This window comes from Brevundimonas sp. (assembly GCF_035626535.1).
Classification (GTDB): Bacteria; Pseudomonadota; Alphaproteobacteria; order Caulobacterales; family Caulobacteraceae; genus Brevundimonas.
The window spans coordinates 1-22,064 of record NZ_DASPNO010000001.1 but is presented as its reverse complement, the minus strand read 5'-3'; the positions used below and the strand labels follow the sequence as shown (position 1 = coordinate 22,064).

The 22,064-nt window shown below is 68.0% G+C and carries 21 protein-coding genes and 1 tRNA gene; 11 read left to right on the top strand and 11 right to left on the bottom strand.

The annotated features are described in order from the left end of the window. The coding region (locus tag VEC04_RS00110) for a peptidase M61 (protein ID WP_324772597.1) at nt 1-1,751 on the top strand (1,751 nt) is incomplete at its 5' end. A 378-nt stretch (nt 1,752-2,129) separates the two neighbouring features. Here VEC04_RS00110 and VEC04_RS00105 read toward each other — a convergent pair. From VEC04_RS00105 to rplJ, 3 genes are all read right to left on the bottom strand, one after another. Next, nucleotides 2,130-2,510 (bottom strand): hypothetical protein, encoded by a 381-nt coding sequence (locus VEC04_RS00105; protein WP_324772595.1) that lies wholly within the window; start codon nt 2,508-2,510, stop codon nt 2,130-2,132. A gap of 127 nt (nt 2,511-2,637) precedes the next feature. Further along, nucleotides 2,638-3,027, bottom strand: coding sequence for a 50S ribosomal protein L7/L12 (gene rplL, locus VEC04_RS00100; protein ID WP_324772593.1), 390 nt, complete (start codon nt 3,025-3,027; stop codon nt 2,638-2,640). A gap of 65 nt (nt 3,028-3,092) precedes the next feature. Beyond that, complete coding sequence (rplJ, locus tag VEC04_RS00095; RefSeq protein WP_324772602.1) at nt 3,093-3,608, bottom strand: 50S ribosomal protein L10; 516 nt, start codon at nt 3,606-3,608, stop codon at nt 3,093-3,095. 364 nt (nt 3,609-3,972) lie between these two features. Between rplJ and VEC04_RS00090 the strand changes: the two genes are divergently transcribed. The 3 genes from VEC04_RS00090 to VEC04_RS00080 all read left to right on the top strand — a co-directional run bounded on the left by VEC04_RS00090 (nt 3,973) and on the right by VEC04_RS00080 (nt 10,414). Beyond that, nucleotides 3,973-5,817 carry a DUF4153 domain-containing protein gene (locus VEC04_RS00090; RefSeq protein WP_324772591.1) on the top strand — a complete coding sequence of 615 codons (1,845 nt, stop codon included), beginning with the start codon at nt 3,973-3,975 and terminating at the stop codon, nt 5,815-5,817. A gap of 122 nt (nt 5,818-5,939) precedes the next feature. Continuing rightward, entirely contained in the window at nt 5,940-7,400 is a 1,461-nt protein-coding gene (locus VEC04_RS00085; protein WP_324772589.1) for a sigma-54 dependent transcriptional regulator, read from the top strand. A gap of 173 nt (nt 7,401-7,573) precedes the next feature. Beyond that, entirely contained in the window at nt 7,574-10,414 is a 2,841-nt protein-coding gene (locus VEC04_RS00080; protein WP_324772587.1) for a TonB-dependent receptor plug domain-containing protein, read from the top strand. Here the strand turns inward: VEC04_RS00080 and VEC04_RS00075 are convergent, their stop codons facing one another. The 5 genes from VEC04_RS00075 to VEC04_RS00055 all read right to left on the bottom strand — a co-directional run bounded on the left by VEC04_RS00075 (nt 10,415) and on the right by VEC04_RS00055 (nt 12,453). After that, the gene (locus VEC04_RS00075) at nt 10,415-10,675 is read right to left on the bottom strand and encodes a hypothetical protein (protein ID WP_324772599.1); all 261 of its coding nucleotides are present in this window, start codon (nt 10,673-10,675) and stop codon (nt 10,415-10,417) included. Nucleotides 10,676-10,773: 98 nt separating this feature from the next. Next, nucleotides 10,774-11,049 (bottom strand): DUF2312 domain-containing protein, encoded by a 276-nt coding sequence (locus VEC04_RS00070; protein ID WP_324772585.1) that lies wholly within the window; start codon nt 11,047-11,049, stop codon nt 10,774-10,776. Nucleotides 11,050-11,220: 171 nt separating this feature from the next. Further along, a complete protein-coding gene (gene ykgO, locus VEC04_RS00065; protein ID WP_168044709.1) occupies nt 11,221-11,346 on the bottom strand; it encodes a type B 50S ribosomal protein L36 in 126 nt (41 codons plus the stop codon). A gap of 154 nt (nt 11,347-11,500) precedes the next feature. Beyond that, nucleotides 11,501-12,244: a hypothetical protein gene (locus VEC04_RS00060; RefSeq protein WP_324772580.1), complete on the bottom strand. Its 744-nt coding sequence runs from the start codon at nt 12,242-12,244 to the stop codon at nt 11,501-11,503. 132 nt (nt 12,245-12,376) lie between these two features. Continuing rightward, nucleotides 12,377-12,453, bottom strand: a tRNA-Ala gene (locus tag VEC04_RS00055). A gap of 188 nt (nt 12,454-12,641) precedes the next feature. On the opposite strand from VEC04_RS00055, the gene VEC04_RS00050 reads away from it, so the two are divergent. Together VEC04_RS00050 and VEC04_RS00045 are read left to right on the top strand one after the other, a co-directional pair. After that, nucleotides 12,642-13,916 (top strand): lytic murein transglycosylase, encoded by a 1,275-nt coding sequence (locus tag VEC04_RS00050; RefSeq protein ID WP_414642617.1) that lies wholly within the window; start codon nt 12,642-12,644, stop codon nt 13,914-13,916. Between the two features lie 67 nt (nt 13,917-13,983). Beyond that, nucleotides 13,984-14,967, top strand: coding sequence for a hypothetical protein (locus tag VEC04_RS00045; RefSeq protein WP_324772576.1), 984 nt, complete (start codon nt 13,984-13,986; stop codon nt 14,965-14,967). Between the two features lie 61 nt (nt 14,968-15,028). Here VEC04_RS00045 and flaF read toward each other — a convergent pair whose 3' ends face one another. Further along, nucleotides 15,029-15,397, bottom strand: a complete 369-nt coding sequence (flaF, locus tag VEC04_RS00040) for a flagellar biosynthesis regulator FlaF (RefSeq protein ID WP_324772574.1) — start codon at nt 15,395-15,397, stop codon at nt 15,029-15,031. Then, entirely contained in the window at nt 15,357-15,779 is a 423-nt protein-coding gene (gene flbT / locus VEC04_RS00035; RefSeq protein ID WP_324772572.1) for a flagellar biosynthesis repressor FlbT, read from the bottom strand. The genes flaF and flbT overlap by 41 nt, the downstream gene beginning before the upstream one ends. A gap of 129 nt (nt 15,780-15,908) precedes the next feature. On the opposite strand from flbT, the gene VEC04_RS00030 reads away from it, so the two are divergent. The 3 genes from VEC04_RS00030 to VEC04_RS00020 are packed head-to-tail and all read left to right on the top strand — an operon-like array spanning nt 15,909 to nt 18,424. Continuing rightward, nucleotides 15,909-17,696 carry a tetratricopeptide repeat protein gene (locus VEC04_RS00030; protein WP_324772570.1) on the top strand — a complete coding sequence of 596 codons (1,788 nt, stop codon included), beginning with the start codon at nt 15,909-15,911 and terminating at the stop codon, nt 17,694-17,696. A 39-nt stretch (nt 17,697-17,735) separates the two neighbouring features. After that, nucleotides 17,736-18,200, top strand: coding sequence for a hypothetical protein (locus VEC04_RS00025; RefSeq protein ID WP_324772568.1), 465 nt, complete (start codon nt 17,736-17,738; stop codon nt 18,198-18,200). Between the two features lie 11 nt (nt 18,201-18,211). Further along, a complete protein-coding gene (locus VEC04_RS00020) occupies nt 18,212-18,424 on the top strand; it encodes a hypothetical protein (RefSeq protein ID WP_324772566.1) in 213 nt (70 codons plus the stop codon). 483 nt (nt 18,425-18,907) lie between these two features. Here the strand turns inward: VEC04_RS00020 and cysS are convergent, their stop codons facing one another. Further along, nucleotides 18,908-20,317, bottom strand: a complete 1,410-nt coding sequence (gene cysS, locus VEC04_RS00015) for a cysteine--tRNA ligase (RefSeq protein ID WP_324772564.1) — start codon at nt 20,315-20,317, stop codon at nt 18,908-18,910. A 115-nt stretch (nt 20,318-20,432) separates the two neighbouring features. On the opposite strand from cysS, the gene folE reads away from it, so the two are divergent. Beyond that, nucleotides 20,433-21,053, top strand: coding sequence for a GTP cyclohydrolase I FolE (gene folE, locus VEC04_RS00010; protein WP_324772562.1), 621 nt, complete (start codon nt 20,433-20,435; stop codon nt 21,051-21,053). A gap of 166 nt (nt 21,054-21,219) precedes the next feature. Continuing rightward, nucleotides 21,220-21,663, top strand: coding sequence for a biopolymer transporter ExbD (locus VEC04_RS00005; RefSeq protein ID WP_324772559.1), 444 nt, complete (start codon nt 21,220-21,222; stop codon nt 21,661-21,663). The last annotated feature ends 401 nt before the right edge of the window (nt 21,664-22,064 follow it).

Below are 22,064 nucleotides of genomic sequence, written 5' to 3'. Positions count from 1 at the left end.
GGGTGCGCCAGACCGTGCCGGTCAGCGCGGGTCCTCTGGTGCTGCAGTATCCGAAATTCATCCCGGGCAACCACGCCGACACCGGGCCGATCCAGCTGGTCTCCGGCCTGACGGTCATCGGAAACGGCCGCCGCATCGAGTGGGTGCGCGACACCGTCGATCCGCACGCCTTCCATCTCGACATACCGATGGGCGTGACCTCGATCGAGGTGGCCTTCGAATGGCTGACCCAGCCGGACAATGCGGTCTGGCGCGTGGTCATGACCGACGAGATCGTCAACCTGCAGTGGGAGAAGGCCCTGCTCTATCCCGCGGGCTACAACCACGACCGGATCACCTTCGCACCCTCGGTGGTGCTCCCGGCGGGCTGGAACTACGGCGTCGCCCTCGACACCGTCTCGCGGGAAGGCGATGTCGCCACTTTCGCGCCGATCTCACTGGAGCATCTGGCCGACAGCCCGATGTTCGCGGGCAAACACTATCGCCGCATCGACATCGACCCGGGCGGCCGCTCGCCGGTGCACCTGAACCTCGTCGGGGACACAGCCGCATCCATCGCCATTACCCCCGAGTGGACGGCGAAGTACGAGGCGCTGGTCGACCAGGCCGACCGCCTGTTCGGCGCACGGCACTACGACCGCTACGAATTCCTGCTCGGCCTGACTTCGAAGCTGGGCGGCATCGGGCTGGAGCACCACCGATCGTCCGAGAACACCGCCAGCCCGAACTATTTCACCACGCCCAATCCCTCATACGGGACGCGCAGCCTGCTGCCGCACGAGTATGTGCACAGCTGGAACGGCAAATTCCGCCGCCCGTCCGACGAATACGTCCCCAATTTCAATGTCCCGACCCAGAACTCCCTGATGTGGGTCTATGAGGGCCAGACCGAATACTGGGGCGATGTCCTCACCCCCCGCTCGGGACTCGGCACGGTCGAGGAGGCGGTGATCAACCTGGCCGACGTGGCGGGCTTCTACGACCAGCAGCCCGGCCGGCAGTGGCGGGCGCTGCAGGACACCACCAACCACAACCTGCTCGGCTACCGCACCACCAATCCGTGGCCGTCGTGGATGCGCGGCACCGGCGACTACTACCGCGAGGCCCTGCTGATCTGGCTGGACGCCGACACCCTGATCCGCGAGGCGACCAACGACCGCAAGTCGCTCGATGATTTCGCCAGGGCCTTCTACGGCGTGGAGGACGGGGTGTGGGAGGCGCGGCCCTACACCTTCGAGGATGTGGTCGAGCATCTGAACGCGGTCCACCCGCACGACTGGGCGACCTTCCTGCGCACCCGGCTCGATGCGGTCGGGCCGGAGGCGAAAGCCCCGCTGGACGGAATCGAGCGCGCCGGCTGGCGGCTGACCTATGTCGACGACCTGACGCCGCTGGAGAAGCGGATGATGGGCGACTGGACCACGGACTTCCAGTATTCGCTGGGCTTCAACCTCGGTTCCGGAAACCGCATCACCAGCGTGCGCTGGGGCGGCCCGGCCTTCGAGATGGGACTGGGCGCTGGCTGGGAGCTGGTCGCCGTGGGCGACCGGACGGCCTCGGCCGAGGCGCTGCGCGACGCGGTCACCGCGGCGAAGGGCGGCAGCGAGCCGATCGTGCTTGTGGTCAGGCGCGGCGAAGAGTTCCGAACGCTGAGCTTCGACTACCACGGCGGCCTGCGCTACCCCCGCCTCGTCCGCATCCCCGGCACGCGGGACCGGCTGGCCGACATCTTCGCTGCCCGCCGCCGGTAGTCGGCGCCGCTCGCCTCCGCCTCAGGTCCCGGCCCCCCAGGAGCCGCGAGGGCGGGCGGGCGCGACGCTGTGCTGGCAATCCGCGGAATTATAGTCGGGTTCAGCTGGAATTCGCCCGCCGTTTCAACGCCCCGGCGGTTTCTCAAATCGATCTTTCCGCCTGAGAAAAGAACGGACGTATGATGCGCCTGCGGGTCTTCCCGTCTTTGACAACCGAACCGCCGCCGCTCCGCCGCAGGAGTCGCGCTGTCGACAGGGCGAAAACGAAGTCGTTGAATTTCCTTGGGGCCGATGCCGACTCTGCCACACCAAATTCTTGAGCGCCGATGCCGACTCTGCCGACTCTGCCATAGCGAATTTTCGGCCGACCCGTCGGCCTTACCAGCAGACCCGCGGCCTCGGGGTCTTGCGCAGCTCTTCCGTCCGGGCGGCGCACTGGGCCGAGGCCTCGTCGCGCGTCAGCTTGTCGAGGTTCCAGCGCAGGTCGCGCAATTCGGTGCGCAGCGTCTCGTCGCTGGCCGGCTTGCCCTGTTTCAGCTCGCAGGCGTGGATGTCGTATTTGAGCGTCGCCAGCTCCATGCAGGTGTTGGACAGGGTCCCCATGATCAGCCGGGCCTTGGCCGCGGTCATCGGCAGCTCCGGCGACGGCGGCACGGGCGGTCCGGGCGGCGGCGGCAGGTCGCGGCCGGTGGCGAACTCGTCGCACGAGGCCAGACCCAGGCCCGCCACGAGCGCGGCGACAGCGATGTTCAGCTTCATGGATACCCTCCCCCAGTCCGGGCAGGGGGCCACAACCGGCGGCGTCTGTCCATGCCGCGCACAAGCAAAACGGGCCGAGGATCGCTCCCCGGCCCGTTCATCGAATGTCCCGAGGGACGCTTCGTTATTACTTGATCTGCACCTTGGCGCCGGCTTCCGTCAGCTTCTTGGCGACTTCGTCGGCGTTCTGCTTCGAGACGTTCTCGACGACGTTCTGCGGAGCGCCTTCGACCAGGTCCTTGGCTTCCTTCAGGCCGAGGTCCGAACGGACGCCGCGGACTTCCTTGATGACGTTGATCTTCTTGTCGCCGCCGTCCAGCAGGACGACGGTGAACTCGGTCTGCTCTTCAGCAGCTTCGGCCGGAGCGGCGGCGCCGCCACCGGCGCCCGGCATGGCCATGGCCACCGGAGCAGCGGCGCTGACGCCCCACTTTTCTTCCAGCAGCTTGGACAGCTCGGCGGCTTCCAGAACGGTCAGCTTCGACAGGTCTTCAACGATTTTGGCGAGATCGGCCATGGGTAGGTTCCTTCGGAGGATTTGGGTTCAGAGAGAGGTTTGCAGAGATGAAAGAGGCGGTCCGCTTACGCGGCGTCCTTCGTGGCGTAGGCGTTGAACACCCGGGCCAGTTGGCCGGCCGGAGCTTGCACGACGCCGGCGATCTTGGTCGCGGGAGCGTTGAGCAGGCCGAGCAGCGAGGCGCGGATCTGATCCAGCGACGGCAGCTTGGACAGGGTGTCCACGCCTTTCGCGTCCAGAACCTTTTCACCCATGAAGCCGCCCAGGACGACGAACTTGTCGTTGGCCTTGGCGTATTCGGCGGTGATCTTGGCGGCCGTCACCGCGTCGTCGGCGTAGGCGATGCCCACCGGCCCCTTGAACAGGCCGTGGTAGTCGCTGCCTTCGTCGGCTTCGAGCGCCTTGAGCGCCAGGCGGTTCTTGACCACCTTGAACGTGCCGCCTTCCTTGCGAAGGCGTCCACGCAGGTCTTCCATGTCCGCAACGGTCAGACCCAGGTTGTGGGTCACGACCACGGCGCCCGCGTCGGCGAAAACGCCCTTGAGCGTCTCGATCGACTCGGCTTTTTGTGCGCGGTCCATTGCGGTCTCCAGTCTGGTATTCGCCGCCGGGCTTATTCCCGACGACGGATGGCCAAAGCGTCGCGCATCGCTGCGAGACGTTGAGGCCGGTCGTATTGTCCGAAGGAAGCTCAAACCCCGTGCCCCCGGAAACCGGGTGACGGTGGTCGTCTGCATCCCCATCTCCCCACGGCGCCAGAGGGCTCTCTGACATTTACGGCGCGGGTGGCCCCCACGCCCCGAAGTTCTCGGACAGGACCGCCGCGGCGAAAAGCTGCGACGGAGAAGGCGCGCTCTATACACGGAACCGGCGGGGATTCAAGCCGGGCCTATGGTCAAGCTGGGTGAAAGCGGCTCACATGCGGCCCTGATCGGGGAGGATCGCATGACGGACGCCACGGAAGCCACCGGCCGCGACAGCCTGGGCCGCACCGCTTCGCCCCTGCTGGTCGGGGCGCGGCTGGGCATCGGCCTGGCCCAGGGCGCGGCCCTGTGGTGGCTGTATCGGTCGACCTACGGCGCCCACTATGACGTTCTTGAGCGGACCTGGCCCGCGACCGTGCCGGAGCTGTTCGGGCCGCTGGCGATGATCCTCGTCTTCGTCCCCGTCCTGCTGCTCGCGGGCGCGGGGCGAATGCGTCCACTGACCCTGACCCTGTGGGCGCTCGGGGCGACGGCCTTCCTCGCCCTCCTCGGCTGGCACGGCGTCGCCGCGCAGTCGATCAGCGAGTATGGCCCGGGCAGCCGGCCGCCCTTCCTGCCGTGGCCGATGCCGCTGTTCGCGGCCACTGCGCTGTTCATCGGCCACCACCTGGTGCTGCCGGCGGACATGGAGCGGAAGTGGATCGCGGCCTTCCCGACCTATTTCGACACCGCATGGAAGGCCGGGGTGCAGCTGGCGCTGTCGATCGGCTTCACCGGCGCCTTCTGGCTGCTGCTGTTCCTCGGCGCGGCCCTGTTCAATGTCATCGGTCTGGAGTTCCTCGGCGACCTGATCGCGCGGGACTGGTTCTCCATTCCGGTGACCACCGTCGTGTTTGCAACCGCCGTGCACCTGACCGACGTTCGCGACGGGCTGATCCGGGGCGTGCGCAGCGTCGTCCTGATGCTGCTGTCGTGGCTGCTGCTGCTGATGACGGTGCTGGCCGCCGGCTTCCTCGCCGCCCTGCCCTTCACCGGCCTGCAGGGCCTGTGGGACACCGGCAGCGCCACCGCCCTGGTGCTCGCGGCCGCCGCCGCCCTGATCATCCTGATCAACACCGCCTATCAGGACGGACGGGCCGACAACCTGCCGCCGGCGATCCTGCGCGTGGCGGTGCGCGTCGCCGCCGTCCTGCTGACCCCGCTGGTGGCGATCGCCTTCTGGGGCCTGGCGCTGCGTATCGGCCAGCACGGCCTGACGCCGGACCGGATCATCGCCTTCGCCTGCGCCATGATCGGGGCCGCCTACGCCGCCGGCTACGGCTTTGCCGCCCTCAGCCCGTTCTGGCGCAATGGCGCCGGCTGGATGCAGCCGCTGGAGCGCACCAACGTCTGGACCGCCGTGCTGGAGGTCGTGGTGATCCTCGCCCTGTTCAGCCCCACCGCCGATCCGGCCCGGCTGTCGGTCGCCGACCAGGTCGGCCGCCTGGAGCGCGGGGCGGTCAAGGCGGATGAGTTCGATTACCGATTCCTGCGCTTCGAGAGCGGGAAGGCAGGCCAGCAGGCGTTGGAGGAGCTGATCAGATCGAGAAATCCAGAAATCAGTCGACAGGCCCGGGCCGCTGGATCGGCGGTATCCGAGCGTGAACTTCAGGCGAACCGATCGCGCAATCCGGAGATTTCACCTTGGCCCGCTGGCGGCGTTCTGCCCGCTGGATTCCTCGTCCCGGTCGGTCCATCCGACCCTCGCTATCAGTGCCGCTCAGAGAACGACTGCCTGGCTTGGCTCGACGATATCAACGAGGACGGGGTGTCCGAGGTCATGCTCGTCACTCAGAACTCAATCACCGTCATGACACCCTCGGCCGACAAGGGATGGCGGAAGGTCGGGATCTATCGGGCAAGCTCGTGCGATCCGCGGATAGACCCGAGAGACGCCGTGCGGGGCCGCCGGTTCGCCACCAGCCGAACGTTATGGCCGGATGCGCTGGTCGACGGGCGTGTCGTTCCGTTGCAGCGTGAGCCAGATTGCTCGATCAATGAGGCCCTGCATCAAGGCGCATCTGAAGGTCGAACCATCGCCCCTTAACCCCTCGCTCACCACCCCGCACAACCCGATCTTCACCTTGTGCGGAGTAGAAACGTCCCGGAATGAGCCAGTCCCGCGCAACGAGGACCGGCCGCTGACGTGATGATGAAGGGCGACCGAAGATGAGCCGGACCGTACTCGTGGTCGACGACGATCCCACCCAGCGCCGGCTGGCGCAGGCGGTGCTGGAGCGTGAGGGATACGCCGTGGTTCACGCCGAATCCGGCGGCGAGGCTATCGACCGCCTGACCAAGGGCGGCGGCGCCGACGTGGTCCTGCTGGACATGGTCATGCCGGGCATGAGCGGCATGGAGGCCCTGGCCGAGATCCGCACCGCCGGCGTGACAACGCCGGTGATCGTGCTGACCGCCTCGGGCGGAGTCGACGCCGTGGTCAAGGCCATGCAGGCCGGCGCCCAGGACTTCTTCGTCAAGCCGGTCTCGGCCGAGCGCCTGCTGGTCGGCGTCCGCAACGCCCTGCAGCTGACCCAGCTGACGGCCGAGGTGGGCCGGCTGAAGAAGCACGTCACCGGCCGGACTTCATTCGACGACCTCGTGGGCCAAAGCGCTCCGATGCGCATGGTCCGTTCGCTCGGCCTGCGCGCCGCCAAATCCTCGATCCCGGTGCTGATCACCGGCGAGAGCGGCGTCGGCAAGGAAGTCATCGCCCGGGCCCTGCACGGCGCCTCCGACCGCGGCGGCAAGCCGTTCGTGGCGGTCAACTGCGGGGCCCTGCCCGTCAACCTCGTCGAGTCGATCCTGTTCGGCCACGAGAAGGGCAGCTTCACCGGCGCCAGCGACAAGCATCTGGGCAAGTTCGCCGAGGCCAACGGCGGCACCCTGTTCCTCGACGAGATCGGCGAACTGCCGCTGGACATGCAGGTCAAGCTTTTGCGCGCCCTGCAGGAAGGCGAGATCGACCCGGTCGGCTCCAAGCGGTCGGTCAAGGTCGACGTGCGCATCGTCTCGGCGACCAACCGGGACCTGGCCGAACAGGTCCGCGACGGCCACTTCCGCGAGGACCTGTTCTACCGCCTCAACGTCTTTCCGATCGAGGCCCCGGCCCTGCGCGAGCGCCGCGAGGACATTCCGGCCCTGGTCGAACATTTCGTCGCCCGCTTCAATGTCGAGGAGGGCAAGCGCGTCGCCGGCTGCGCGGCCGAGACCTTGGCCCTGCTGTCGGCCTTCGACTGGCCCGGCAATGTCCGCCAGCTCGAGAACGCCGTCTATCGGGCCATCGTGCTGTCGGACTCGCCGTTCCTGCAGCCTCACGACTTCCCGGCCATCTCCGGTGTTTCCGCGCCCTTCCTACCCGCGGAAGGCGACGAACTGGAGGCGCGGCTGACGGCCCCCAACGGCGCCCTCGACCTCCCCCCCCTGCCCGACACGCCGATCCGCATCCTCGACGAGCGCGGCCATCTGCGCACGCTGGAAGAGATCGAGCGCGACCTGATCCAGCACGCCATCGAAGTCTACGCCGGCCATATGTCCGAGATCGCCCGGCGTCTCGGCATCGGCCGCTCGACCCTCTACCGCAAGGTCCGCGAGCAGGGCCTCGAGGGGGCGCTGAAGGACGCGGGCTGAGTGTTCCGGAGCGCCTCCGGAATGCCTCCATCCTGAACGAAAGTTCACTGAGCACCGCGCGCGAAGGCGTGCGACACGAACGTGGTCGCAACTCCCGGTTTCGTCGGTGAAACACGACGGAAATACCGGCGCGGCACGTTCAACGCCGTAACCCTCCCCGTTCGGAACGCCGCATGCTGCTCGTAACCACCGCCCTGTCCGGCCTGATGGCCGGCGCGATCCAGACCGCGCCGACTCCCACCGCCCCGCCGCCGCCGCAGCAACCGCCACAGCAGCACCCGGTCCCGGCCGCGACGCCGCAGCCGGAGCCCGAAACCCCGGTTCCGACGGCCACCGCAGAGGAGACCGAGGGCGCGGTCGATCTTGGCACCGTCAACGTCGCCGGCTCTCGGCCACGCGGCAGCGTCGACAGCGACATCCCACCGGACCTGGTCCTCAGCGCCGAGGAAATCCAGGCCTACGGCGCCTCCAGCATCTCCGAACTGCTCACCTACCTCGAGCCGGTCACCCGTAGCTCGCGCGGCTCGGGCCAGCCAGTCATGCTGGTCAACGGCCGGCGCATCTCGGGCTTCCGGGAGATCCAGGGCCTGCCTCCCGAAGCGATCGAACGCGTCGACATCCTCCCCGAGGAAGTGGCCCTCGAGTACGGCTATCGCGCCGACCAGCGCGTGGTGAACTTCGTGCTGAAGTCGAACTTCCGCTCGGTCACGACCCAGGTCGAGGGCCGCGTCCCGACGGCGGGCGGCCGCACCACCACGGGGGTCGACGCCAATATCCTGCGCATCTCCGGCGCCCAACGCTGGTCTATGGAACTGGAATACGACCGGGCCACGCCGCTGTTCGAAAGCGAACGCGACCTGATCCGCGAGGCGGGGTCCACCCCGTTCGACCTGATCGGCAACGTCACGAGCGACGACTACTCGCCCGGTTGCCTTGAGGCCGATCCCGCCACCTGCACAGCGATCGACCCTGCACTGGGCACCGCCATCACCCCCGTTCCGGGCGGCATCAGCAATCCCACGCTCGCCGACTTCGTGGCCGCCGCCGGCGCTCCGCGCACAGGCGATCTGGGCGCCTACCGCACCCTGATGTCGGCCACCGAGAGCTCGGAGATCGGCGGCACGATCAAGAACGACCTCAACGGCACCACCCAGATCACCTTCAGCGGTAGCCTCGAGGACAACAGCAGCCGCAGCTTCAACGGCCTGCCCGGCGTGGTCCTGACCCTGCCGGACACCAACGCCTTCTCGCCCTTCGCCGACGACGTGCTGGTCTACCGCTACATCGACGACGCCGCCGCCCTCGGCCGTCAGACGGACTCCCTGACAGCGAGCGCGGGCGTCCTTCTGGACGGCTTCCTTGGCGAGAGCTGGCGCTGGACCTGGGCGGGCAACTACGACCGCGTGGAGACCGACACCGTCACCGGCAGGGGCTATGACGAGGCGCCGTTCCAGACCCGTCTCGCCGCCGACGATCCGACCGCCAACCCGTTCGCGCCCCTCGCTCCGGCCGACTTCACGCTGACGCCCAACGACACGGCCAATTCCGTGTCCGAGGTGCTGTCGACCGAAGTAGTGCTGAACGGCGACATCTGGGACCTGCCGGCAGGCGGCGTGTCCTCGACGATCAAGTTCGGGGCCGACACCCGGTCGCTGGATTCGGTCAGCGTCCGCTCGGGCGTGACCACCGAGCGGTCACAGTCGCGCGACCGCTACAACGGCCAGGCCAGTTTCAACATCCCGATCGCCAGCACCCGCGCCGAGGTCCTGCCCCTGCTCGGCGACATGTCGCTCAATCTGAACCTCGGCTACGAGGACCTGTCGGACTTCGGCGGCCTGAGGAGCGTCGGCGCCGGATTGAACTGGACGCCGGTCGAGCAGGTCTCCTTCCTGTTCAGCTACACCGACGAGCAGGGTGCGCCGTCGATCGGCCAGCTCAACGATCCGGTGATCTCGACCCCCAACGTGCCGGTGTTCGACTTCAGGACCGGCCAGACCGTCTTCGTCAGCCGCACCGAGGGCGGCAATCCCGACCTGGACGCCGAGAACCGCCGCATCTGGAAGGCGGGCGTCACCCTGCAACCCCTCAAGGACGAGGACCTGCGGATCAGTTCGACCTGGACCCGCAACGCCGTCGAGGACTCGATCAACAGCTTCCCGACCATAACACCGGACCTGGAAGCCGCCCTGCCCGGCCGCTTCACCCGCGAACCGCCCACGCCCGACGACCCCATAGGCCGGCTGGTCTCGATCGACGCCCGGCCGCTGAATTTCGCCCTCGCCGAGCGCGAGGACATCCGAACCGGTTTCAACTTCTCCAAGGCCTTCGGAACGCCGACCCCGCAGTCGGCCGGAGGCGCGGGCGCACAGGGCGGACCGCGGCCCGGTGGCGGTCCGGTGATCATTCGCGGCGGTGACGGGGACGGCCCCCGCGGCGATCGGGGCGGTGAACGTCGCGGCGGCGGCGACGGGCCGACCATCCGCATGGGCGGCGGCCCGGGCGGCCCCGGCGGCCGCGGCGGGATGCAGCCGGGCCAAGGCCGCTTCATGGTCTCCATCTACCACACCTACCGGATCCAGGATGAGATCCTGATCGCCGACGGCTTGCCGGTTCTCGACCTGCTGGACGGCGCCGCCACCTCGGGCCGCGGCGGCAGCCCGCGTCACGAGCTCTCGGGCCAGCTGGGCGTGTTCAAGAACGGCATGGGCGCCTTCGTCAACGCCAACTGGCGCGACGGCACCCGCATCGACGGCGGGGCCGGTCCGGACCTGAATTTCTCCGACCTGACCACGGTCAACCTGAACGTCTTCGTCGACCTCGGGGCGCAGACCAGCTGGGTCGAGAAATATCCGTGGCTGAAGGGCGCGCGCCTGCAGATCGGCGTCCGCAACCTGTTCGACAGCCGCACCGAGGTGACGAGCAGCGCCGGCGATACGCCGCTCAACTATCAGCCGGACTACCTCGATCCCGAGGGCCGCAGCATCGGCATCTCGCTGCGCAAGATCCTGTTCTGATCAGCCGTCCGTCGGCCTGGGGGCCTTGCGCCCCCAGCGCCGCCTGAGCTCCTCGCCCTTGGCCTTGGCGGCGATCTCCTTGAGCTTGCGGCCCTGCATCGACGAGAGGGCCTGACCAGGCGCGCCCAGCTCCGGATCGCCGAAAGCCCGGCCGTGGGTCTTCACCCGCTCCGACACCGTGTCGAGGAACTCGCCCTCCCATTCGGACAGGGCCACGCCGGCCTTCTCGGCGGCGCGCTTCGCGCGTCTCAGGGCGTTCAGGGCCGCGCGCTGGGCGGCCTTGCGTTCAGCTTCGAACGGGCTCGCCGGCGGCTTCTTCGAACCGCCCTTGCCCCCGCCAAAGCCGGTTCGCTTCAGTGTCAGATCTCGCCGAGGGCGGACATGTAGAGGTCGAGGATGGCGTCCTCTTCCTGGCGCTTGGCCTTGTCCTGCTTGCGGATGCGGATGACCTTGCGGAGGATCTTGACGTCGTAGCCCTCGCCCTTGGCCTCGGCGAAGACCTCCTTCATGTCGGCCATCACCGCCTGCTTGTCCTCTTCCAGCCGCTCCAGCCGCTCTATGATGGTGCGCAGCCGGCCCTGGGCCGCCGAGGTCAGGACGTCGGGGCTGGCGTCGAAGGATGCGTCGTCGGCCACGGGCGGACTCCTGATAAGCGGGAACGAAGAGAGGCCGGACGCTAACCATGCCTGTCCGGCCGGCTCAACATCAGGCACGAAAAAGGCCGCGGACAAAGCCCGCGACCTGTGGATAGACCATCCTTGTGCGCTACCGGCCGCGACGCGGTCGCGGCCTGCTTGAGCGCAGGATCAGCCCTGCTTCGCCTTGAAGCGCGGGTCGGTCTTGTTGATCACATAGACGACGCCCTTGCGGCGCACGACCTTGCAGTCGCGGTGGCGACCCTTGAGCGACTTGAGCGAGCTGCGGACCTTCATGGTCGTCGTCCTGAGGCAAAGCAAAACAGAAAAGCCGCGAGGCGGACCTGCGGCGGAGCGGTGCGTATAGAGAGGGTTCCGCGGATCGTCAACCGGATGGCAGGGAACTTCGCGCGCAGCGTGGAACCCTCCGCGAGCTCCTGTCTAGAATACCTCAGGTCGCGGGCTGGAGCAGGGCGATGAGGTGCTGGCCCAAGGCGACATCAACCAGTTCCGTCGCTTCGTACTCGCTGAAGAAGCGTCGGTCCCAGTTCTCGCGCTCGGGCAGGTCGGGCAAATCCAGCGCCGGCAAATCTCCCGCGACGACGAGCCGGCAGAATCTCAGATATCCGCGCGAGTAGAGAAATTTCCGGGCGTCGGCGCTGTCGGGGGCAAGGGTTGCGTAGGTCGCCCGCTCGTCGGGATCGAGCTGATCGACCCTGAGCGGCTCGATCATCCCGTCGGCCCTGATATCCGGCAGCCGGTCATATGGATCGGCGATGACCGGAACCGGTCTTGGCCTGAGGGCCTCGGTCCCCGACAGCGTGGCTGCCATGTGCATAGTCAGCGCCGCATCGATAACGTCGTCTGCTTCCTTCTGGCTGAAGAACCGGCGATCCCAGTTCTCCTCGGCAGGCAGGTCGGGCAGGAGGATCGGAGTGAGCTGGCCGTCGACGACCTGCCGGGCATGGCGGAGAAAGCCTCTTGTATAGAGGAACCGCCGGGCGTCGGCGCTGTCGGGCGCCAAGGTTTCGAAGATGGCCCGCTCCTCAGGATCGAGTTGATCGACCGTGAGTGGAGCCATCTGGCCCTCGGCGTCGACGGCGGACAGGACCGGAACCTGGCCGCACGCTGATCCCGGCATCAGGGTACCGAAGAGGAAAGCCGTCGCCGCGGCCTGAAGTACAAATCGGCGCATGCTCACGTCTCCACCGGACGGGATTACGAGGCTTGGCATTCATACTGGGACGGAAGTTAGCCCCGGACGGCTTCCGGCGCAAACGGCGGTCGAAACCTGACCGGTGCTCCAGCACGATGGCGAACACGACGATGGAGGCCTGGCCTCCGGGTCGAACGGAGGGTCTTCGGGCTTGCACGCCCGACGCGTCGCCCCTCCGCCACCAGGCCGTATCGGTCTCAGAGAGCAGCCGCCTTATGCGCCCATGAGGGTTACGCCGGCCATTATATTGACGGTTAACGACGCCGAACGGGGAATCGAACGGCAACGCTTTCTCCATCCGGGCGCTGTAGGCGTCGCGGACGACTCGCGGACTTGTTATGAGGCCCGGCGCGTTCGGGAGACTAGCTTGCAAATCATGCGTTTCAGCCTTCGCCTCGTTCTTGTCGGAACCGTCGCCGCCTGCGCGCCTATGCTGCCGGACCCGCCGCCCATGGCGGAGCCCGCCCCGGCGCCGGCGCAGCCTGATCCGGCGCCCGCGGCTCCCGCGCCCGCCCCGACGGCCCCGGTGGTCGACCAGGCCGGCTTCGACGGCTGGAAACAGGGCTTCCTGGCCCGCCACGGCGGGGCCCGCCGGGCGGAATACGAGCGGGAGCTGGCCGGACTGTCGCCGGATCCGTCGGTGATCCGGCTCGACCGTAACCAGCCCGAGTTCAGCCGGCCGGCCGGCGCCTATATCCAGAACGCCGTCACCGCCACCCGCATCGCCCAGGCCCGCCAGCGCACCGACCGGGTGCCGTGGTCGGTGGTCCAGCGCTACGGCGTGCCGTCGGAGATTCTCGTCGCCATCTGGGCGCAGGAGTCGGCGTTCGGCCAGGTCCAGGGGGACCATGACGTCATCCGCTCGCTGGCGACGCTGGCCTATGACGGCCGCCGCCGCGACTGGGCCGAGGCCCAGCTGAAGGACGCGCTGGACATCGTCGTCGACGGCCGCCGCGCCCGGGAAGGGCTGAAGGGCAGCTGGGCCGGGGCCATGGGCCAGACCCAGTTCATGCCCGACAACTACCTGCGCCTCGGGGTCGATCAGTCGGGCGACGGCAAGGTCGACATCTGGGGCACGGATTCCGACGCGCTCGCCTCGGCGGCCAACCTGCTCTCACAGGCTGGCTGGAAGCCCGGCCAGACGTGGGGCTACGAGGTCCGCCTGCCCTCGAATTTCGACTATTCGGAAGCGGAGGGGCCGCGCCATCCGTGGTCGTACTGGGCCGCCAAGGGCGTGACCCTGGCCCATGGCGGCGCGCCGACGGCCGCGGAGGCCCGCGAGGAGGCGACGATCCTGCTACCTCAAGGCGCGCGGGGGCCAGCCTTCCTCGCCCTGCCGAACCACTACGTCATCCGGCGCTATAACAACTCGGTCAGCTATGCGCTGGCCATCGGCCTGACCGCCGACGGGATTCAGGGACGGCCCGGGCTGGTCGGAACCTGGCCCGACGACGGGCCGCTGTCGCGCGACCAGCGAATCGGCGCCCAACGCGCCCTGACCGCCCTCGGCTATGACACCCAGGGCGTCGACGGGGTCATCGGAGCCAATACCCGGGCGGCCCTGCGCCGATGGCAGATGGCCACCGGACGGCTCGCCGACGGTTACCTGACCGCCGAACTCGCCGACGAGCTGATCCGCCGCGCCGGCTGACGCCCCGCCGACCGACCTGTTGTCCGGCGGCGAGGCGGGCAGACCCCCTCCTCCACCGTCGCAGACCGTGCGCGGCTATCGCTTCCATGATCATCGCGCGGCCGATGCGTCCGGCCGCTTCCTGACCGATCTGGATGCGGCCATCGCCGTCTGCGACGAGGCCGCCTACAACGCCGCGCGCGAACGCTGGCTGGCTCGAACCTATGACGCCGAGGCCCAGGCCCGCCGATCGACCGCCTTTGACGCCGCCCATGCGGACAGTGCAGCCAAGCGCGAGCAGGACGCCGCCGAACTGGAGCGCCTCTACCGGGAACGCCCTCGCTATCCGCGGCCTTGCCCGCCGCAGACGGCTGCCGGGCCCTTCCAGAGCTTTGGAGGAAAGTGGGCGATGGTCACGGCCGGCCGGGGAGCCACGGAACTGCCGACGACCGGCATCGGCTTCCAACGCCCATCCGGCGAGGACGAGCGATTGGCGCTGGAGACGGCGTACCGGTTCGACACCCGGCGTCTGGGTGTGGAGGCGTCGTTCGGCTGGGCCGGTCTGTCTCCGTCAGTTATTGGCCTCGAGTATGGCGAGGGCGACAGCTCGACCATGGGCGAGGCGCCCGCCGGCACCGGCATAGAGACCGGCATCGTCTTCAACGCGCTCTCCCCGTCCGGCTCGTCGGGCTACAACGTCGGGGATCGGGGCTCGCAGAACACGACGATGTCCGAGTTCGACTACTGGCACCTTTACGCCAAGGGCTTCCTGCCGGGCGACGGGCCGATCCGACTAGAGTTGAGCTCGCGTGAGCACAACCAAGCCAATTTCGGTCCCATGTCGGATCGCGATTTCCGGATCGAGCGGGAACGTTCGGCGGACGTCTTCGGGGTGACGGGGACCTTTGCGCTGGGCGTGGAGCATGCCCTGACGCAACGGCTGTCTCTGGGGTTCGGTGGCCACATCACGACGCTGGAAGAGGTGGGGGCGGTCTACAATCCCCAATCCGGGGATGAGGCCTTCTTCGAAGGGCGGGAAGTCGACCTGGCGTCGGGCCGGGCCACAACCTGAGGCGGACAGGTGGCGCTCCGCTACCGGTTCGGAGCGGACCTGGATCCACCCTGAGCCTGTCTCAGGCGGCTTCGGCCGTCCCTGGACCCGCCAGCCCCTGCATGACCATCTTGTTGATGTCGATCAGGGCCTCGAAGTCGTCCTCGCCGCGCATCACCGCCGAGGAGTGTTTGCTGACGAACAGGCTGATCGAGATGATCTGGGCGCGCAGCGACTTGTCCATGGCGTTGTCGGGACTGGCGCAGTCGGTGGCAAGGGTCGACCACAGGCGGCGGTTCCAGTCGAGGGCGTCGATCCGGGTGGCGACGTCGCTCGGGTCCACCGTGGAGGCGTGCATCAGCGCGCGGGTCACCTGCCCGAACAGCCGGTACTCCATCTCGCGCGGGGTTTCAGCCCGCGTCGCCGCGGTCTTGTACGCCTGAAGCGACATTCACCAGACCTTCCTCGTAATCCACCAATTTCCGGGCCGCCATCAGCGCCTTGTAGTATTCACGCGACATCACGTGCCGCGACGCCGCCACGCAGTCCGCCAGCACCTGCGGATTGCGCGTCGCGCCCATGAACTCCGTCAGACGCATGGCGAATTCGTCGTAGACCCGCGGCGCCGCCCCTTCGTCGAGGTACATCATCATCACGGGGAAGTAGACGCGCTTCGCCGGGCTGTTGACGTCCTCCGGCTGCATGATGTCCTTCTCGCGCAGGACGCTGGCCTTGTTCTGCAGGATCAGCACGCCGCGCCGGTCGCCGTTCTGGACCACGGCCCCGTTGAGCACAAATCTCTCGCCGGGCTTGAGCGACAGCTTCAGTGGCATTCAAGGCGTCTCCTGACAGGCGCACGGCGACGTTAGGAAGCCGGGAACGAACGCAGGCTAAAGAGTCGTGGTTAACCATCCCTTGTGATCCGGCGGGCGAATGTCGACCGGTCACCGCAGGATCACCGAATGTCCGCCGTCGAGTTGTCGCCTGAACAGATCCACGGGATCGCCCCCGTCGCCCAGGGGGTCGCCGGCGATTCAGCCTCCCCCGAGGCCATCCGCAAGCTTTCGCACCAGCTGGCCAATCCGAAGCTGGCGGTGAAGGCGCAGCGCAAGGCGCTGGAGAAGCTGAAGGCCGCGCTGATGGCCATCCGGGCCGGCGATTTCGAGCTGGGGGCCAAGCGGTCGCTCGACGCGCTGAAGATGGACGAGACCAACGGCCTGGCCTGGCATGTGCTGGCCATCTGCCGTGAAAAGTCGGGCGACCTCGGCCAGGCCCTGCTGGCCTATGAGGCGGCGCTGAAGCTGCTGCCGAACGAGACCGACGTGGCTCACGACCTCGGCCGGCTGGCGCAGCAGATGGGCTATCTCGAGATCGCCGAGAAGCTGCTGCTGAAATATCTCGCCGCCGACCCCGGCCACGTCGAGGCCACCAACAATCTCGCCTGCGTGCAGCGCGACCAGAAGCGCTACGGCGATGCGGTCGAGACGCTGCGGGCCCTGCTGGGGGTCGAGCCGAAATCGCCGGTGCTGTGGAACACGCTCGGCACCGTGCTCAGCGACCAGGGCGACATGGGCACGGCCCTGACCTTCTTCGAGGAGGCGCTGAGGCACGATCCGTCCTTTGCCAAGGCCCGCTACAACCGCGCCAACGCCCGCCAGCCGCTGGGCGACGCGCCGGGGGCGCTGGAAGACATCGACGCGGCCCTGCCCGGCGCCGAAAGCCCCTATGAGCGGGCCATGATGAACATGGCGCGGGCCATGCTGCTGATGACGCTGGGCCGCATTCCCGAGGGCTTCGAGGCCTATGAGGTCCGGCTGGATCCACACCTGCCCGAGGCGATGCGGGTGGCGGTCGACGCGCCGCGGTGGAATCCGAAGACCGAGGACATCCGCGGCAGACGGCTGCTGATCGTCGGGGAGCAGGGGATCGCCGACGAGATGGTGTTCGGCACCTGCATCGGCGACGCCATCGAGGCCGTCGGGCCCGAGGGACAGGTCTTTGTCGCCGTCGAGCCGCGCCTGATCGGCCTGTTCCAGCGCGCCTTCCCCGCGGCCGTGGTCGGCGGCCACCGGGCGGTCAAGCTGGAGGGGCGGATCACCCGCTATGTGCCCTTCGCCGAGGAGCTGGAGGGCGGCGTCGACGCCTGGGTTCCCATGGCCTCGCTGCTGGCGGTCTACCGGCCGTCGATCGACGCCTTCCCGGACCGGCGAGGCTATCTGGTCCCCGATCCCGACAAGCTGGCCTACTGGAAGGCGGAGCTGGAGAAGCTCGGGCCGGGCCTCAAGGTCGGCCTGCACTGGAAGAGCCTTGTGCTGACCGGGTCGCGGGCGCGCTATTTCTCCAGCTTCGAGCGCTGGCGGCCGGTGCTGACCACGCCCGGGGCCATCATGGTCAACCTGCAGTGCGGCGACGTCTCGGAGGATCTGGCGGCGGCGGAGGCGGCGGGGGTGTCGATCTGGACGCCTCCCATCGATCTCAAGGACGATCTGGAGGATGTGGCGGCCCTGTCGAAGGCGCTCGATCTGGTCATCGGCCCGGGCATCGCGGGGACCAATCTGGCCGCCGCGGTCGGCGGGACGGCCTGGATGATCACGGCGCCGGACGACTGGCACTATCTGGCCACCGACAAATATCCCTTCTACCCGCACCTGCGCTTCTTCCGCCGCGACAGCTTCGCGGACTGGGAGGGGGCGATCGCCCGCATCCGGGCGGCGCTGGAGGAAGCGGTGGAGCGGGGGAACGCCGCGTAAAGCAGAGGCGTTGATCTCCCGAATGCAGGGAGATGTCAGATGCCGGTGCTGGACGACTATTCGGACGATCAGGAACAGTCGGAAGTCTTCGACGAGGACAATTTCGACGAGGCCGACGCCGGCGCGCCCCCCAATGAATTCAAGACGTTCGAGGAGCTTCCCGACGTCCTCGACGTGACCTCGGCGGACGGCGACGGCGACGAGGAGGATCTGGACGACACCGACATCGAGGGCGAGTTCGAGGACTCGCTGTCGGCGTCCGGCGTCGAGCCCGAGGCGGACGAGCTCTACGGCGTCGACGGCGCCCGCCTGACCGAGATCGATTCCGGCGGCGGCGACCTGCAGACCCATGACGAGGTGGAGCTGGTCTATGCGGGCCTGATGGAGGACGTGCGCGGGGCCCAGGCCAGCGCGGCCCACTGGGAGGCGAAACGCCTGTCCGACGACGACATCGCGGACCTGGGCTACGGCCCCGACGCCGATGAAGATCATCCCTCGAGCTGAGGAGCCCGACCATGAACACCGAACACGACGGCCGCACCGACCACCAGCAGGCCCGGCCCGACGACGTGGCCGCCGCCAGAAAGGTCCGTCCGGCGACTGAAAAGCCCGATCAGCTCCGCGAGGAGGGCCGACAGGCCGAAAACCGCCAGGAGGCGCTGGTCGACGAGGGCGTCGAGGAGACCTTCCCGGCCAGCGACCCGGTCTCGGTGAAGCGGATCACCTGAGGGGCGGGGCTTTTTACCCGGGTGAAGTTCGAAAAATCGGTGTGGCAGAGTCGGCAGGGTCGGCGCCGAAATTCGCTGTGGCAGAGTCGGCAGAGTCTACATCGAAGCGCCTGTGGCGGCGCGGCGGGGATTCGGTTGTCAAAGACCGGCGAGAAGACGAGCGGCATTATGCGCCCATTGCTTTCTCAGGCGCGAAGACGGGTTCGAGAAAAGGCGATGTATCTGGAAAGGCGGAAGGTCTACCGCGCTATCGGACTATAGTTCCGCGGATTGCCGGCACAGCGTCACAATCACCTCTCCATCGGCGACGGCCGATGGAGAGGACAGGTCCATGCGAAGCAGCGACCAGGTGGGGGCGGCGCCAACGCCTGCCGACGACCCGCCAATCCCCTGCCTTCCGCGCCGCCCCCTCCTGATCGTCGCTGGCGCGCCGATCTGTCCTCTCCATCCGCCTCCGCGAACGGAGAGGTGAGCGGACCGCCCCTACCCCTTCACCCGCCAGGTCGCGCCTTGGGGGCCGTCCATGACAATGACGTTCAGCTCGTTGAGGCGGTCGCGGATGCGGTCGGCCTCAGGCCAGTCCTTCGCCGCGCGGGCGGCGGCGCGTTGTTCGAGCAAGGCCTCGACCTCGCTGCGGAGGGCGTCGGAGACCTCGCCTTCGAGCCAGCCGGCCGGATCGGCCTGAAGCACGCCGAGGAGAGCGGCGGCGGCGATCAGTTCGCCCTTGGCGCGGGCGACGACGCCGTGGTCGCCGGCCGTCATGCCGCGCTCGATCTCGCTCGACAGGGCGAACAGGGTCGCCATGGCGCCGGGGGTGTTGATGTCGTCCTCGATGGCCTTGAGGAATTCCGCCGGCGGTTCGTCGGTCGAAGCCTTCACCGCCGCGGCGCGGTGCAGGGCGCCGTAGAGGCGATCGAGCGCCTTGCGGCTCTGGTCGAGCAGCGCCTGGTTCCAGTCGAGCGGCTGGCGGTAGTGGGCGGACAGGAGCGCCCAGCGGACCACCTCGCCGGGGATGTTCTGCACCAGATCGTGGAGCAGCAGGACGTTGCCGATCGACTTGGACATCTTCTCGGCGTCGACGGTCAGGAAGCCGTTGTGCATCCAGTAGCGGCTGTATTCCGCATGGGCCGACGGCTCGTGCGCGTGGCCGTGGGCGCAGACGCCCTGGGCGATCTCGTTTTCATGGTGCGGGAACACCAGATCGATGCCGCCGCCGTGGATGTCGATCGGCAGGCCCAGCGTCTCCTCGATCATGGCCGAGCATTCGATATGCCAGCCCGGACGACCCTCGCCCCACGGCGCCGGCCACGAGGGCTCGCCCTCCTTCGACGGCTTCCACAGTACGAAGTCGTGCGGGTTCTTCTTGTAGGGGGCGACCTCGACCCGGGCCCCGGCGATCATGTCGTCGAGGTTGCGGCCCGAGAGGCGGCCGTAGGCCTCGTAGGAGGAGACGTCGAACAGCACATGGCCCTCGGCGGCGTAGGCGCAGCCCTGGTCCATGATGGCGCCGATCTGGGCGACGATGGCGTCCATGTGGTCGGTGACATGGGGAGCGATGTCCGGGGGGCTGACGTTCAGCCGGGCCATATCCTCGAGATAGGCGGCCTCGTAGCGCGAGGTGACCTCGCCGATGGGCGTGCCTTCCCGGGCCGCCCTGGCGTTGATCTTGTCGTCCACGTCGGTGACGTTGCGGGCATAGACGACCCTGTCCGCTCCGTAGGTCCGGCGCAGCAGCCGCACCAGCACGTCGAACACCACAGGCGGGCGGGCGTTGCCGATGTGGGCATAGTCGTAGACCGTCGGGCCGCAGACATAGAGGGTGACCCGCTCCGGGTCGCGCGGCTGGAACACGCGCTTTTCGCGGTGGAGGGTGTCGTGAATCGTCAGCGGCATGGGGAGACTTTGCGGGAGAGTTTTCTTGCGGGACGGACAGGCGGTCCCATATACGCCGCCAAGCTGATAAACAGTCACCCGCGACTTACAACGCCGCGTGTTCGAGAATTCCCTGATGAGCGTCACACCCGTCAAGCCCGTCCTGGTCGGCGACAACGACCAGCCCAGCCGCCGCCCGTCGCGCGAGGAGGCCCTGAAGGCCGTCCGCACGCTGCTGGCCTGGGCCGGCGACGATCCGGACCGTCCGGGGCTGATCGACACGCCGAAGCGGGTCGTGGACGCCTATGGCGAATGGTTCGACGGCTATGACGCCGACGTCGAGAAGGAGCTGAGCCGCACCTTCGAGGACGTGCAGGGCTATGACGACATGGTCCTGCTGCGCGACATCGAGGTGGAGAGCCACTGCGAGCACCACATGGCCCCGTTCCTCGGCAAGGCCTACGTCGCCTACATCCCCAACGAGAAGGTCGTCGGCATCTCCAAGCTGGCGCGGGTTGTCGAGATCTTCTCGCGCCGCCTGCAGACCCAGGAAACCCTGACCCAGCTGATCGCCGAGGCCATCGAATCGCACCTGCAGCCGGCGGGAGTCGCCATCCTGATCGACGCCGAACACCAGTGCATGACCACCCGCGGCGTGCACCACCGCCACGTTTCGACCATCACCACCCGGTTCACTGGCGCCTTCAAGACCGACGCGGCGCTCAAGGACCGGTTCCTGAAGCTGGCGAAGGGCTGAAAAAGGCTCGCCTCACAGGCGTAAAGTGAAGGTGGAAACCGCGAGGGAACCGTCTTCCACCTGAACCCGCTTTACAAGCCGGGCCCGGGACGCCAAGAGACGGTCCGAAGAGCTTTCAGCGTCGCTCGCCGCGTATCGCGCCGGGCCTGATGGAGAACCAAAGCGGATGGCCGCCAAACTTTCCGGACCCGGTGGTGGCAAGGGCCACACCATTGAACAGAACGCCGACATCAACGTCACGCCGTTCGTCGACATCATGCTGGTGCTGCTGATCATCTTCATGGTCGCCGCGCCGATGGCGACCGTGTCGATCCGCCTCGACCTGCCGCCGGCCGTGCCGCCGCCGCCGGACCAGCCGCAAAAGGATCCGGTCTACATCACCATCCAGGAAACCGGCTCGATCTTCATCGCCAGCCAGCAGACCACGCTGGAAGGCCTGTCGGCCGACGTCTGCGCCGCCCTCGGCGGTGGCGACCCGGCCTGCAAGGAAGAGCGCGTGTTCGTCCGCGCCGACCCGGAAGTCACCTACAACCAGTTCATGGAAGTCATGAACGAGCTGCAGGCCAAGGGCTTCTTCAAGGTCGGCCTGCTCAACGAAGACATCGAATAGGCGATACGTCGTTACAGGATCAGGGGCCGCTTCTTCCGGGAGGCGGCCCTTTTTCTTTCGTCATCCTCCGGCGAGCGCAGCGAGACCGGGGGACCCAGCGGCGCCGAAGGCGATTTGAGCAGGCAGGCTGTTGTACGCGCAGCCGCTCCCGACAGGGTCGCGCTCGCGCGCGCCGCTGGGTCCCCCGGTCGCGGCGCTGAAGCGCCTTGCCGGAGGATGACGAAAGCGGGGACGGGAGCCCTACTGCACCGACTGGCGGGGCCGGTCGGGCGTGGCGGGCGTTTCGGCCGGCTGATAGGGGCGCTCGCCGGCCGGCTCGGCCTGCGCGGGCGTCGCAGGCGGCGTGGGCGTGCGCGCCGCCGGACGCGGCTGGGCGCGGCGGGCCGGCGGGCGGCTCGCCG

Bases quoted from the DNA above. Each gene is read 5' to 3' on its own strand.
- VEC04_RS00090 (WP_324772591.1), top strand. From the start codon at position 3,973: ATGACGGACGCCACGGAAGCCACCGGCCGCGACAGCCTGGGCCGCACC.
- VEC04_RS00105 (WP_324772595.1), bottom strand. From the start codon at position 2,510: ATGAAGCTGAACATCGCTGTCGCCGCGCTCGTGGCGGGCCTGGGTCTG.
- VEC04_RS00025 (WP_324772568.1), top strand. From the start codon at position 17,736: ATGCCGGTGCTGGACGACTATTCGGACGATCAGGAACAGTCGGAAGTC.
- flaF (WP_324772574.1), bottom strand. From the start codon at position 15,397: ATGTCGCTTCAGGCGTACAAGACCGCGGCGACGCGGGCTGAAACCCCG.
- rplJ (WP_324772602.1), bottom strand. From the start codon at position 3,608: ATGGACCGCGCACAAAAAGCCGAGTCGATCGAGACGCTCAAGGGCGTT.
- VEC04_RS00020 (WP_324772566.1), top strand. From the start codon at position 18,212: ATGAACACCGAACACGACGGCCGCACCGACCACCAGCAGGCCCGGCCC.
- VEC04_RS00085 (WP_324772589.1), top strand. From the start codon at position 5,940: ATGAGCCGGACCGTACTCGTGGTCGACGACGATCCCACCCAGCGCCGG.
- folE (WP_324772562.1), top strand. From the start codon at position 20,433: ATGAGCGTCACACCCGTCAAGCCCGTCCTGGTCGGCGACAACGACCAG.
- VEC04_RS00030 (WP_324772570.1), top strand. From the start codon at position 15,909: ATGTCCGCCGTCGAGTTGTCGCCTGAACAGATCCACGGGATCGCCCCC.
- ykgO (WP_168044709.1), bottom strand. From the start codon at position 11,346: ATGAAGGTCCGCAGCTCGCTCAAGTCGCTCAAGGGTCGCCACCGCGAC.
- VEC04_RS00080 (WP_324772587.1), top strand. From the start codon at position 7,574: ATGCTGCTCGTAACCACCGCCCTGTCCGGCCTGATGGCCGGCGCGATC.
- VEC04_RS00005 (WP_324772559.1), top strand. From the start codon at position 21,220: ATGGCCGCCAAACTTTCCGGACCCGGTGGTGGCAAGGGCCACACCATT.
- VEC04_RS00060 (WP_324772580.1), bottom strand. From the start codon at position 12,244: ATGCGCCGATTTGTACTTCAGGCCGCGGCGACGGCTTTCCTCTTCGGT.
- cysS (WP_324772564.1), bottom strand. From the start codon at position 20,317: ATGCCGCTGACGATTCACGACACCCTCCACCGCGAAAAGCGCGTGTTC.
- rplL (WP_324772593.1), bottom strand. From the start codon at position 3,027: ATGGCCGATCTCGCCAAAATCGTTGAAGACCTGTCGAAGCTGACCGTT.
- VEC04_RS00050 (WP_414642617.1), top strand. From the start codon at position 12,642: ATGCGTTTCAGCCTTCGCCTCGTTCTTGTCGGAACCGTCGCCGCCTGC.
- flbT (WP_324772572.1), bottom strand. From the start codon at position 15,779: ATGCCACTGAAGCTGTCGCTCAAGCCCGGCGAGAGATTTGTGCTCAAC.